The sequence below is a fragment of the Pseudomonas sp. P9_35 genome, from assembly GCF_034008205.1.
In the GTDB taxonomy this organism is placed as follows: Bacteria; Pseudomonadota; Gammaproteobacteria; order Pseudomonadales; family Pseudomonadaceae; genus Aquipseudomonas; species Aquipseudomonas kilonensis.
This window is the reverse complement of the sequence record NZ_CP125373.1, coordinates 5,875,651-5,888,122: the sequence shown is the minus strand read 5'-3', so window position 1 is coordinate 5,888,122 and position 12,472 is coordinate 5,875,651. Positions and strand designations below refer to the sequence as shown.

Genomic DNA, 12,472 nt, shown 5'->3' with positions numbered 1-12,472 from the left:
CCAGACAGTTGAGTCGCAAGCGAAAGCTCAAGATCAAAAGATCGCAGCCTTCGGCAGCTCCTACAGACCTTTACATTCCGCCAAAACCGAACTTGCCCGCCCGTTATTGATCAGTTCCTTACCGATCCCGTGTGAAGGAGCCTCGCGTTTTGTCTCGATTGAGCACTGTATTGCTGCTGTTCCTGCTGGCGATGACCGGCACCAGCGCCTACGGGACCGCCGCTGTCCCTGGCACCTCCCAGCCCAGCGAAGCACCCGCCGAACCCGCGCCGCTGGTGCAGGGCGGTTTATTGGGGGCCATCAGCTCGAGCATCGACGATGTCCAGGACAAGCTCGACCTCAACCAGAGCCTGGTGGATGCCTGGCGCCTGCGGGCGGATCGGGCGGCGGATGAGGTGGACCGGCTGGTGGACCAGACGTCCCGTTCTTCCTGGCGCGTGGCGGGGGATTTCCTGTTGTTGTCGAGCGTCTGGATCGGCGCTTTCGCACTGATCTGGTCGGCCGCGCGGCTGCTGCTGCGCCATCTGGGTCGGCGCCGCTGGTTGCGCAGCCGCCAGCGCCTGCGCGACCTGCTCGGTTATCTGCTGCCGTACACCGCTGCGGCGTTGATCTGCCTGCCGCTGACCCTGTACGTCAGCCACTTCCTGCAGGTGTCGGTCGGTCGCGCCCTGGCGCTGTGTTTCGCCTACGCCACCAGCAGCGGTATTTTCTCCACTTCGGTGTTGCTGTGCGTGATCGTGATGTTCAACGCTGGCCACAAACGCCGGGCGGTGGCGATGATCCGGCGTTTCAGCCCGCGGCCGTTGTTCCTGATCGGTTTTCTCGCTGCCCTCAGCGATGCCCTGACCAGCCCGCAGATCGCCCGGCAACTGGGCGGTAACATCACCAGCAGCATCGCGGTGTTCACTGGCCTGTTCGCCTCGGTGATCTTTGGCTGGCTGGTGATTCGCATGCGCCGGCCCGTGGCGCACCTGATCCGCAACCGCCCGCTGGCCCAGCGCTTGAAGCAACCGGCCTTGCAGGAGTCGCTGCGGATTTTCTCCGGGCTCTGGTATTGGCCGATCCTGTTGATGGTGCTGGTGTCGGCGGTGAGCCTGATCGGTGTCGGCGAGGACAACCAGAAAGCCCTGCGTTGTGCGCTGTTCACCACCATCCTGCTGATCGCTACGGTGTTCCTCAGCACCGTGTTCCAGCACGTCTTCAAGTCGCCCAAGGCCGAGGCCATCCAGCGCAACAGCGCCTACAAGGGCCGCCTGTTGAGCCTGCTGCACGCGTTGTTGCGCATCGTCATGGCGGTGGTATTCATTGAGGTCCTCGGGCGGATCTGGGGCATTTCCCTGTTCGAGTTCGCCTCGCGCAACGCCATAGGCCGGGCGATCAGTGATTCCTTGAGCCGCATCGGCCTGATCTTCCTGATGACCTGGCTCACGTGGGTGGTGCTCGACACGGCGATCCAGGAAGCCCTGAAACCGCCGCTGAACAAGCGCGGGGCCCGCCAGCCCAGCACCCGGGTCAAGACCATCCTGCCGCTGTTGCGCAACGCGGCGAAAATCATCCTGGTGGTGATTTGCGCAATCACCACCATGGCCAACCTGGGCATCAACGTCGCGCCGTTGCTGGCCGGTGCCGGGGTGGTGGGGCTGGCGATCGGTTTCGGTTCCCAGCAACTGGTGCAGGACGTGATTACCGGGCTGTTCATCATCATCGAAGACACGCTGTCCATCGGCGACTGGGTGGTGCTCAGCTCCGGCCACGCCGGCACTGTCGAAGGCCTGACCATCCGCACCCTGCGCCTGCGCGACGGCAAGGGTTTCGTGCATTCGGTGCCGTTCGGCCAGATCAAGGCCGTGACCAACCAGTCCCGGCAATTTGCCTTTGCGTTCTTCTCCGTGCAGTTCACCTACGACACCGACGTGGACCAGGCCATCGAACTGATCCGCGAAGCCGGGCGTTCGATCGCCGAAGACCCGTTCCTCAAGTTCAACCTGCAAGGGCCGTTGGATGTGTTTGGCGTGGACAAGATGGACCTCAACGGCGTGGTACTCACGGCGCAGTTCCGTACTGTGTCGGGTGGGCAATATGCGGTGAGCCGGGCATTCAACCAGCAGTTGAAGAAGCTTGTGGATAACCATCCGGCGGTGCATTTTGCGCAGACTTATCCACAGCAGGTGGTGTTGCCCAAGCGGTTGGTCGAGGAGCAAAAAGCGGGGGATGAGCTGCCCGATCAAGCTCAATGATTGCCTGGGGCTGTGGTGGGGCTTATGGCCTCATCGCGAGCAAGCTCGCTCCCACAGTAGGTTTGTGGTGAATGAATAATCCCTGTGGGAGCGAGCTTGCTCGCGATAGGGCCGGCCCAGACACCCTCAACCTTTCTGAATCAGCTTGTTCCTGACCTCAATCATCCCTTGGGCATCCAACTCCACCCAAAGATGCTGCTTGCCGGCAATCTGTGCCGCCACCGGCAACCCATCCCGATACACCAGCCGATTACTCGCCAATGCCGGCACTTTCGCCCCCGGCAGCAAGGTGCCGGCCAAGTTCAGCGGGTCGACGCCGCACACCGCCACCAGGCTGCCATCGGTGGGGCGGCGGCGGGTTTCGCGCAGCAGCGGGATGGCTTCGGGCAGGGCGAATTGTTCGCCCGCCAGGCCGCTGACAAAACGCCCGCCACGAATCGCGCCCCGCGCCTCCAGGCGATGAAAGGTGCGCAGCAGCTCGCGCCAACTTGGCAGCCAATCCGCCTCCCGCTCCAGCAAGCGCCAGAACACCACGCCGTAACGGCGCAGCAGGGTCATGGCGATGTGTTCCAAGGTGTCGGGCGGTGTGGGCGCGGGACGATTGCCCTCCGCAGGCGCGGGCTGGCTGCGGCGCAACAAGGCCCAGCGACCGGCGTCGTCCATGCCGCCGACAAACGCGCCGCGCCCGCGCCGGCTGCTGCGGGCCTGGCGTTTGCTGGCGGGGGTGATCAGCGCGCGCAAGCCGGCGAAGCTGTCGGCATTCACCCACCCGGTGCCCACCAGTTCCTGCAAGGCGATTTCCAGTTCGCTGCGCAGCAGGTGGGCTTCGTGGGCCAGTTCGTCGAAAAACAGCGCGCCGTGTTCGCTGAGGGCCTGATGGACTTTTTGCGTCTTGGGTGACAACTCATCCAGGGCCGTTTGTCCGGCCAGGCTGCTCCACAACGCCACCTGACTGCGCGGCAGCAACACCACCGGCGTGCTGCGCAGGGCGCTGGCGGAAGGCTTCTGGCGCGCGCTCAGGCGCGTCCATACCCACTTGCCACTGCGGCACAACTCATCGAGCCAACTGGGCGAATAGTCCTTGATCCGCGCCGGCAGCAGGTCGCTGTCCCAGGCTGACGCAGCGGCCGGGAAGCCTTCGAACTGGCCGAGGATCGACGGCAGCACGGCATTGCCCCGACCTTGGCTGGACGATGACAGGTGTTGCCAGTCGAACAGGAAGCGCATGAAGTCCTGCAGCATCACCGGCTCGATTTCCCGGCGCAGGCGCTTGACCGTGTAGCGATGGATCCGCGCCAGCAAATGCCGTTCGCACCATTCCTCCTGGCCGGTGCCCGGCGTGAACCGTCCGCGCAGCACATAGCCTTGTTGTTCAAGCTGCGCCAGGGCCTGGGTGACCTGCGGCGTCGACAACCCCAGCGGGTAGGCGATGGCCTTCAACGGCAACGGGCCAAAGGCACTGAGCCGGGCGCGGAGCACTTCCACCAGGGCTTCGTCGCTGGCCCAGGCTTCATCGAAACCGGCCAGGGGCGTCAGCGCCGGCTGCCAGCGGGCCTGTGGATAAAGGGCTTGCAGGCAGGTCAGGCGCTCCAGCGGCACCCACAGACCACGCTCGGCGCTGATCTGCAGGTGACTGGCGCGACCACTGGCGGCCAATGCCTGCAACCAATCCAGCCACGGCGCGTGGGCGTCGGCTTCGCTGTCGGCGATGCAGGCCAGACTCATCAAGGCTTCATGCATCTCATCGAGATTGGCTGGCGTCGGCCAGGCCTCATCGCGGACCGACTGGATGGCTTCGGCGTCCAGTGCGCCAAGGTCGTCGGTGGCCTGTGGATCGCTCCAGCGCCGGTTGATCACCGCTTGGGTGCGCCGTTCTTCCAGCGGCGCGTCGTCGAGAAAGGTGTAGGGCCGGGCGCTGAGGATTTCCGCCGCCAGCGGTGACGGCGCCGGCAGGTCGCGGCTGATCAGGCGAATCTCGCCCGCTTCCATGCGCCGCAACAGCGTCAGCCAGCCTTCGCTGTCCATGGCTTCGTGCAGGCAATCGTCGAGGGTCTGTTCCACCAGCGGATGGTCGGGGATCTCACGCTCCCCGGCGAGGTTTTCCAGGCAGGCGATCTGGTCTGGAAACACGCTGGCGATCAGGTCTTCGCTTTTCATGCGCTGGATCTGCGGGGCGACTTTGCGCCCGCCGGCGTAGCGCGGCAAGGCCAGGGCCACGCCAGCGTTCCAGCGCCAGCGCACGCCGAACAGCGGCGCATCCAGCACCGCCTGGACCAGGATCTGCTCGGCGCTGTGGCTGTTGAGGTAGCGCCACACTTCGTCCAGTTCGAAGCTGTGGCTGGTGGACAGCGAGAGCACGATGGCGTCTTCACTGGCAGCGGCCTGCAATTCGAAGTTGAAGGTGCGGCAGAAGCGCTTGCGCAAGGCCAGGCCCCAGGCGCGGTTGATACGGCTGCCGAAGGGCGTGTGGATGATCAGTTGCGTGCCGCCGGACTCGTCGAAAAACCGCTCCATCAGCAGCGTGTCCTGGGACGGCAATGCGCCGAAGGCCAGGCGCGCCGGGGCCAGGTAATCCACCAGTTGTTCGGCGCTGGCCAGGTTCAGTTGCAGGGTGTCGGTGAGCCAATCGAGGGCCGGTTGCAGGTGGCCCGGCGTAGCGGCCAGCAGTTGGTCGAGCTGGGCTTGCAGGCGCGCCACGGCGAAAGACAATTCGGCGCTGCGCCCCGGCGCTTCGCCGAGCCAGAACGGGATGGTCGGCGGTTGGCCCTGGGCGTCCTCGACCCGCACGCGGCCGGTCTCGACGCGAATGATGCGATACGACGTATTGCCCAACTGGAACACATCGCCGGCAATGCTTTCCACCGCGAAGTCTTCGTTGACGCTGCCGATGTTCAGCCCTTGGGGTTCGAGCAGCACGCTGTAGTCGGCATTGTCCGGAATGGTGCCGCCGCTGGTCACCGCTGTCAGCTTGCTGCCCCGGCGCCCGCGCAAGGTCCGGGCAACAGCGTCCCGGTGCAGGTAGGCACTGCGCACGCCTTGGCGGCCATTGAAGCCTTCGGCGAGCATCTGCAACAAGGCCTGATAGTGGTGGTCGTCCAGGTCTGTGTAGGGCGCCGCGCGGCGGAAATTCTCCAGCAGCGCCTGCTCCTGCCATTCCTGGCAACTGACCTCGGCGACGATCTGCTGGGCCAGTACATCCAGCGGCGCCGTGGGGATGTGCAGGATGTCGAGTTCGCCACGGCGTACGCAGTCGAGCAGGGCGGCGCATTCGATCAAGTCATCGCGGGTGGTGGCGAACAGGCGTCCCTTGGGCGTGCCACCGACTTGGTGGCCGGAACGACCGACCCGTTGCAGGAATGCCGAGATCGAGCGGGGTGAGGCGATCTGGCACACCAGGTCGACATCGCCGATATCAATGCCCAGCTCCAGGGACGCGGTGGCGATCAGCACCTTCAGCTCGCCGCGTTTGAGGCGTTGTTCGGCGTCGAGGCGAAACTCCTTCGCCAGGCTGCCATGGTGGGCGGCCACGGCGTCCTTGCCCAAGCGTTCGCTCAGGTGACGGGTCAGGCGTTCGGCCAAACGCCGGGTGTTGACGAACACCAGCGTGGTGCGGTGTTCCCGGGCCAGCTCGGCGAGGCGGTTGTAGACCAGTTCCCACACGTCATTGGCCATCACCGCCGACAGCGGCACTGGTGGCACCTCGATGTCCAGGTCCCGGGGGCGGGCGTGGCCGATGTCGACGATTTCACAGGTGCGTCCCTCACCGACGAGAAAACGCGACACCGCTTCGATGGGCTTTTGCGTGGCGGACAGGCCGATGCGCATCAGCGGCTCGGCGCACAGGGCTTGCAGGCGCTCCAGACTCAAGGCCAGGTGGCTGCCACGCTTGCTGGCGGCGATGGCGTGGATTTCGTCGACGATGACCGTGCGGGTGCTGGCGAGCATCTGTCGGCCGGAATCGGAGCCGAGCAGCACGTAGAGCGATTCGGGGGTGGTCACCAGAATGTGCGGCGCGGCCTTGCGCATCGCCGAGCGTTCTTTCTGCGGCGTGTCGCCGGTACGCACGGCGGTGGTGATGTGCAGGGGCGGCAAGCCCATTTTTTGCAATTGCTCGGTGATGCCGGCCAGGGGATTCTGCAGGTTGATCTGGATATCGTTGCTCAGGGCCTTGAGCGGCGAGACATAGACCACCAGGGTCTGGTCCGGCAGGCCGCCCTGTTCCAGGCCGCGATGAACCAGGTCATCGAGCACGGCAAGAAACGCCGTCAGGGTCTTGCCCGAGCCGGTAGGCGCCGCCACCAGGGTCGAACGACGCTGGCCGATCAACGGCCACGCCCGGGCCTGTGCGGCCGTGACCGCCGGGAAGGTCTGGCTGAACCAGGCGCGAACGGCGGGGTGAAAGCCGGCCATGGCGTGGTTGGCTGCAAGGGGCAGATTCATGGGGGCAGTTTAGGCGGGTGGGGTGGGGAAGATGCAAGTACCACTTGAAACCTTCATTGCCTGCCAGGCCGCTATCGCGAGCGAGCTCGCTCCCACAGGGATAGCATGGGCACCTGAGATCCCCTGTGGGAGCGAGCTTGCTCGCGATGAGGGCCTCAAGACCTGCACAAACCCGGCGATCTGCACTTTACGGATGACGGTTGCACACTAAACCCGCAAAATGCAACGATTCCGACAACGCCCGCGGGCGTTGTCGACCAAATTCTTGTGCCAATAGACTGGGCCTGCTGACTTTATGCGAATGCGCCTTATGTTACTGGGCGGCGGAAATGCCCTTGGGCAGGCGCTGATTCGCCTCGGTGCAGAAGAAGACATCGGTTTTCTTGCCCCCCGCCCGCCCGAAGACGGTTGGGATGCCGCGAGCCTGACGCAACTGCTCGACGACACCCGCCCGGACGCCTTGATCAACCTGGCGTACTACTTCGACTGGTTCCAGGCCGAGGCCGTCAGCGAGCAGCGCCTGGCCAGCCAGGAGCGCGCTGTCGAGCGCCTGGCCGGGCTGTGCCAGCATCACAACATCGTCTTGCTGCAACCGTCGAGCTATCGCGTGTTCGATGGCTCCCGCGCCACGGCCTACAGCGAGAAAGACGAGCCCGTACCCCTGGGCGTACGCGGCCAGGCGCTGTGGCGGATCGAGCAAAGCGTGCGCGCCACCTGCCCGCAACATGTGCTGCTGCGGTTCGGCTGGCTGCTGGACGACAGCGCCGATGGCATCCTCGGGCGTTTCCTGGCCCGGGCCGAACAGCCTGAAGAGCTGTTGCTGGCCGACGACCGTCGCGGTAATCCGACGCCGGTGGACGATGCCGCGCGCGTGATCATCTCGGTGCTCAAGCAACTCGATTGCGCGGCGCCGCTGTGGGGCACCTACCATTACGCCGGCCACGAGGCGACTACGCCGCTGGCGCTGGGCCAGGCGATCCTCACCGAAGCCCGCGCCCTGCATCCGCTGGCCATCGAGTCACCCACCCCCCAGGCTCACGCCGCACGGCCGGACGCCGCGGAAGAACCGCAGCACGCGGTACTGGCCTGCAAGAAAATTCTGCACACTTTCGGGATCAAGCCCCGCGCCTGGCGCGCGGCACTCCCGGGCTTACTGGATAGGTTTTATCGCCATGGCTGAAGGCCCTGTTTTAATCACCGGCGGCGCGGGTTTCATTGGTTCGCACCTGACCGACGCCTTGCTCGCCAAGGGCCATTCGGTGCGCATCCTCGATGATCTGTCCACCGGCAAGCGCAGCAACCTGCCGCTGGACAATCCGGCGCTCGAACTGATCGAAGGTGACGTCGCCGATGCCGCGCTGGTGGCGCGGGTCATGGCCGGTTGCAGCGCCGTGGCGCACCTGGCGGCGGTGGCCTCGGTGCAAGCTTCGGTGGACGACCCCGTGCGCACCCACCAGAGCAATTTCATCGGCACCCTGAATGTCTGCGAAGCCATGCGCCAGAGCGGTGTGAAGCGGGTGCTGTTCGCCTCCAGCGCAGCGGTCTACGGCAACAACGGCGAAGGCGAGTCCATCGACGAAGAAACCCCCAAGGCCCCGCTCACGCCGTATGCCTCGGACAAACTGGCCAGCGAGTTCTACTTCGACTTCTATCGCCGCCAGCACGACCTGGAGCCGGTGGTGTTCCGCTTCTTCAACATCTACGGCCCGCGCCAGGATCCGTCCTCGCCGTATTCCGGGGTCATCAGCATCTTCAGCGAACGGGCGCAGAAAGGCCTGCCAATCACTGTGTTTGGCGACGGTGAGCAGACTCGGGATTTTGTCTATGTCGAAGATTTGGTGGATTTGCTGGTGCAGGCCATCGAAAAGCCCGAGGTGGAAGTGGGCGCGGTGAACGTCGGCTGGAACCAGGCCACGACCCTCAAGCAGATGCTCCAGGCCCTCGCCGCCGTGGTGGGCGATCTGCCGCCGATCAGCTACGGCCCGGCGCGCTCCGGCGACATCCGCCATTCGCGGGCTGACAACCATCGGCTGTTGCAGCGCTTCAGCTTTCCCCCGCAAACCCCGATGAGCGTGGGGTTGGCGCGGTTGTTGGGACGCTGATTTTCCCGCTACCCAAAAAACTGTGGGAGCGAGCTTGCTCGCGATGACGGTGAGTCAGCCAGCAATCATGTTGACTGACCCACCGCTATCGCGAGCAAGCTCGCTCCCATAGGGATTTTTGTATCTTCAGGTTCGGCTTAGAACTTGTAGCCCAAGCCCACCATGTAGATCCATGGGTCCACATCGACATTCACCTTGGCCCGGGTACCGCCGGCCACGGCGTTGTTGTCCACATACGCGGTGGTGTCGATGTCGATGTAGCGGATCTGGCCGTTGATCATAATGTTGTCGGTCAACATGTAGTCAGCACCCACTTGCCACGCCATGCCCCAACTATTGCTCGCGCGGAAATTGCTGAAGCCGTTGGCGCTGGCTTCGCTGCCGACGTGTTCGTCGTAGATCCAGGTGTAGTTGATGCCGGCGCCGACATAAGGCTGGAACGCCGACTTGGCGTCGAGCGGGTAGTAGACCAGGCTCAGGGTCGGCGGCAGGTGTTTGAGGGTGCCGAGCTTGCCATTGGCCGCGCCCAGGGCGGTGCCTTTGATTTTCACGTCGTGCTCGAACGGCGAGGCCGCCAGCAGTTCGATCCCCAGGTTGTTGGTGATCATGTAGGCGAAGTTCAAGCCCAACTGCGTGTCGCTGCTCATGGTCGCCTTGCCGCCCAGGTCGGCGCCGGCCAGCGGGCCACGGTCGACCTTGACGCTGGAGCTGTCGGCTTCCGGGTTGACGGTGATGGCACCGGCGCGAACGATGATATCGCCGGCCGTGTGGGCCTGGGCGAGTGGGGCCGCGAGCGCGAGGGCCGCGAGGGAAGCGCAGAGCAAGGACTTGTTCATGAGGGCTCCAGAGGGCATCGAAATTAGATGTCCCATGTTACGAAGCCGTCTGGTCCGGTCTTTTGACACAGCTCAATGAGTCAGGGGGTGTTTAATTGACTCAGCTCAATAAAAGCGCTGATGGGAAAATTCGAGGGAACCATCGCGAGCAAGCTCACTCCCACATTATTCGAGGAAACACGATCAACTGTGGGAGCGAGCTTGCTCGCGATAGCGATCTCAAAACCACGCATCACTCCCGGATTCACTCCGGCAGCTCATACACATAAATCTTCTCGGCCTCCATCTGATACCCGGCATCGGCCAGTTCACTGGTGGACGGCTTGACCTGCATCGGCCCTTCGACCCAGTACGGTTGATACAACTCGTCGAGCTTGACCCCGACTTCGCTTTTCACATGCACGATCTGGTTGGACGGCGGTGGCGGTACGTGGATGCAGGCACCGAAATACGGCACCAGCAAGAAGTCCGTGGTGCGACCTTCCTCGCTGACTTCCAACGGCACGATGTAGCCCGGCAAACGAATCTGCTGACCATCGAGGGCCTTGACCACCGGGGCGTTGGGCAAATCCTGCTTGGCCGCTGGGGCGGACTCGGCGGCCAGGGCATCGCTCATCTTCGACAAGTCGTGCAGCGGGGTCATGTTCGGCACTTCCGGCGGCGCGTCCGGCGGGATCATTTCCGACCAGGCCAAGTCCCTCGGCTCGGCCGCCCATAGTGGCAGGGCGACCATCATCAACAGCGCAAGCAGGGCGCGGGGCATCTTCAAGGTCCTCATAGACGAATCGACAGGCCGTCGGCCAACGATTGGCGATAGGCGCGCCAGGCCGGCACGCTGCCCATCAGCAGGGCGGCGACCAGGATGCCAGCCAGCAGCGTCCATTCATATTCGCTCGGCCAGCTCAGCGGCAGGTACAAGCCGTAGGCCGACTGCACGTAACCCTGGGCGGCGGCGATGCCGATGTACAGCAAGGCCAGCCCGGCGGTGACCCCGGCCAGCGCCAGGGCGAAGGCTTCGAGCACCAGCAGCGTAGCGATGTGCCACGGCCGCGCGCCCACCGAACGCAGGATCGCCATTTCCCGACGACGCTCGTTGAGGCTGGTGAGGATCGCGGTGAGCATGCCGATCAACCCGGTCAGGACCACGAACAACGAAATCACGAACAAGGCTTTTTCCGCCGTGCCCATCAGGCTCCACAATTCCTGCAGCGCCACGCCCGGCAGGATAGCCAGCAACGGCTCGCCGCGGAATTCATTGATCTCGCGTTGCAAGGCAAAGGTGGAAATCTTGCTATTGAGGCCGAGCATGAACGCGGTAATTGCCTGGGGCGTGAGGTCCATGTTGCGGGCCTGGTCGGCGCTGATGCGGCCATTGCCCTGGGCCGGCACACCGTTCTTCCAGTCGATGTGGATCGCCTCCATGCCGCCGAGGCTGATGTGCAGCGTGCGGTCCACCGGGGTGCCGGTGCGCTTGAGAATCCCGACCACGGTGAAGGGCTTGTCGTCGTGCTTGACCAGGCTGACCACTGCCACACCGTGGGCCAGCACCAGCTTGTCGCCGAGCTTGTAGTGCAGCGCCTCGGCCACTTCGGCACCGAGCACCACTTCGAACGGATCGGTTGCGAAAGCCCGGCCGTCGGCCAGTTCCAGATGCTGCTGGCGGCCGTACTGGTAATGCTCGAAGTAAGCCTCGGTGGTGCCCATCACCCGATAACCGCGGTGGGAGTCGCCGAGGGACATGGGGATCGCCCACTTCACTTTCGGGTTGCTGGCGAAGTGTTCGAAGCTGTCCCAGCGGATGTTGTTGGTGGCGTTGCCGATGCGAAACACCGAATACAACAGCAGGTTCACTGAACCGGAGCGGGCGCCGACGATCAGGTCGGTGCCACTGATGGTGCTGGCGAAACTGGCCCGCGCCTCGGTACGTACCCGCTCCACTGCCAGCAACAGACAAACAGAAAGGGCGATGGCAAACGCGGTGAGGATCGCGGTGAAGCGGCGGTTCGCCAGGCTGGCCATGGCTAGACGGAACAAATACATCTCAAACCTCGAGTGGCGTGGCGGCGCGATTGAGATCGGCCAGCGACAGGTTGCGGTCGAACAGCGGCGCCAGGCTCTGGTCGTGGCTGACGAACAACAGACTCGACCCGGCCTCGCGGCATTCGGCGAACAGCAGCCGCAGGAAGTTTTCCCGGGCGTCGTAGTCCAGGGCCGAAGTCGGTTCGTCGGCGATCACCAGTTCCGGCTGGCCGATCAGCGCCCGGGCGGCGGCGACCCGTTGTTGCTGGCCGATGGACAACGAGTCGGCGCGCCGTTCCAGCAGGTTCGGGTCGGTCAAGCCCAGGTGGGCCAGCAGCGTGGCGGCGGCCTGATTGACGCTGCCGTGGCGCTGGATGGCCCGTTGTGCGCGCAGCTTGGAGAAGTGGCAGGGCAGTTCGACGTTCTCGCGCACAGAGAGAAATGGCAGCAGGTTGAACTGCTGGAAGATGTAGCCGGTGTGGTCGACGCGAAAGCGATCGCGGCTGCCGGCGCCCAGTTCGGTGAGTTCCTGGCCGAGCAAGCGGATGCTGCCGCGATCCGGCGTCTGCACACCGCCGAGCAGCCCCAGCAAGGTGGTCTTGCCACTGCCGCTCGGGCCCTTGAGAAACAGCGTCTCACCGGCCTCCAGGCGAAATGCCGGGATATCCAGCAACGGTAGATGCCCGGGCCAACTGAAGCCCAGGTCGGAGAGTTCGATGAGTGCTTGGGTCATGTTTGCCGCTTCAAATAGTGGAACCTGTGGAACACCTGTGGGAGCTGAGCTTGCTCGCGATGAGGTCATTACATTCAACTTGGATGTTGACTGTCGGACCGCTAT

Annotated in this window: 8 protein-coding genes; 3 read left to right on the top strand and 5 right to left on the bottom strand. The window is 64.2% G+C overall.

Features of this window, described 5'->3' with window-relative positions; translation table 11 throughout:
• Positions 1 to 149 precede the first annotated feature (149 nt).
• Complete coding sequence (locus tag QMK47_RS26185; RefSeq protein ID WP_258689510.1) at positions 150 to 2,237, top strand: mechanosensitive ion channel family protein; 2,088 nt, start codon at positions 150 to 152, stop codon at positions 2,235 to 2,237.
• A 126-nt stretch (positions 2,238 to 2,363) separates the two neighbouring features.
• Here the strand turns inward: QMK47_RS26185 and QMK47_RS26180 are convergent, their stop codons facing one another.
• Positions 2,364 to 6,677, bottom strand: a complete 4,314-nt coding sequence (locus QMK47_RS26180; RefSeq protein ID WP_320389524.1) for a DEAD/DEAH box helicase — start codon at positions 6,675 to 6,677, stop codon at positions 2,364 to 2,366.
• 295 nt (positions 6,678 to 6,972) lie between these two features.
• Here QMK47_RS26180 and QMK47_RS26175 point away from each other — a divergent pair, with 295 nt between their 5' ends.
• Both QMK47_RS26175 and QMK47_RS26170 read left to right on the top strand, forming a co-directional pair.
• Positions 6,973 to 7,857 carry a sugar nucleotide-binding protein gene (locus QMK47_RS26175; RefSeq protein WP_122566165.1) on the top strand — a complete coding sequence of 295 codons (885 nt, stop codon included), beginning with the start codon at positions 6,973 to 6,975 and terminating at the stop codon, positions 7,855 to 7,857.
• Positions 7,850 to 8,779, top strand: a complete 930-nt coding sequence (locus tag QMK47_RS26170) for an NAD-dependent epimerase/dehydratase family protein (protein ID WP_003206051.1) — start codon at positions 7,850 to 7,852, stop codon at positions 8,777 to 8,779. The genes QMK47_RS26175 and QMK47_RS26170 overlap by 8 nt, the downstream gene beginning before the upstream one ends.
• A gap of 137 nt (positions 8,780 to 8,916) precedes the next feature.
• On the opposite strand, the gene QMK47_RS26165 is transcribed toward QMK47_RS26170, so the two are convergent.
• From QMK47_RS26165 to QMK47_RS26150, 4 genes are all read right to left on the bottom strand, one after another.
• Positions 8,917 to 9,615 carry an OmpW/AlkL family protein gene (locus tag QMK47_RS26165; protein WP_003206048.1) on the bottom strand — a complete coding sequence of 233 codons (699 nt, stop codon included), beginning with the start codon at positions 9,613 to 9,615 and terminating at the stop codon, positions 8,917 to 8,919.
• A 244-nt stretch (positions 9,616 to 9,859) separates the two neighbouring features.
• Positions 9,860 to 10,378 (bottom strand): DUF3299 domain-containing protein, encoded by a 519-nt coding sequence (locus tag QMK47_RS26160; protein ID WP_013694320.1) that lies wholly within the window; start codon positions 10,376 to 10,378, stop codon positions 9,860 to 9,862.
• Positions 10,379 to 10,389: 11 nt separating this feature from the next.
• The gene (locus tag QMK47_RS26155; RefSeq protein ID WP_003206044.1) at positions 10,390 to 11,655 is read right to left on the bottom strand and encodes an ABC transporter permease; all 1,266 of its coding nucleotides are present in this window, start codon (positions 11,653 to 11,655) and stop codon (positions 10,390 to 10,392) included.
• A 1-nt stretch (position 11,656) separates the two neighbouring features.
• Positions 11,657 to 12,367: an ABC transporter ATP-binding protein gene (locus QMK47_RS26150; protein WP_258689506.1), complete on the bottom strand. Its 711-nt coding sequence runs from the start codon at positions 12,365 to 12,367 to the stop codon at positions 11,657 to 11,659.
• Positions 12,368 to 12,472 lie beyond the last annotated feature (105 nt).

Excerpts from the sequence above, each read along its gene's own strand:
- QMK47_RS26160 (WP_013694320.1), bottom strand. The coding sequence starts at position 10,378 with ATGCCCCGCGCCCTGCTTGCGCTGTTGATGATGGTCGCCCTGCCACTA.
- QMK47_RS26165 (WP_003206048.1), bottom strand. The coding sequence starts at position 9,615 with ATGAACAAGTCCTTGCTCTGCGCTTCCCTCGCGGCCCTCGCGCTCGCG.
- QMK47_RS26170 (WP_003206051.1), top strand. The coding sequence starts at position 7,850 with ATGGCTGAAGGCCCTGTTTTAATCACCGGCGGCGCGGGTTTCATTGGT.
- QMK47_RS26180 (WP_320389524.1), bottom strand. The coding sequence starts at position 6,677 with ATGAATCTGCCCCTTGCAGCCAACCACGCCATGGCCGGCTTTCACCCC.
- QMK47_RS26155 (WP_003206044.1), bottom strand. The coding sequence starts at position 11,655 with ATGTATTTGTTCCGTCTAGCCATGGCCAGCCTGGCGAACCGCCGCTTC.
- QMK47_RS26175 (WP_122566165.1), top strand. The coding sequence starts at position 6,973 with ATGCGAATGCGCCTTATGTTACTGGGCGGCGGAAATGCCCTTGGGCAG.
- QMK47_RS26150 (WP_258689506.1), bottom strand. The coding sequence starts at position 12,367 with ATGACCCAAGCACTCATCGAACTCTCCGACCTGGGCTTCAGTTGGCCC.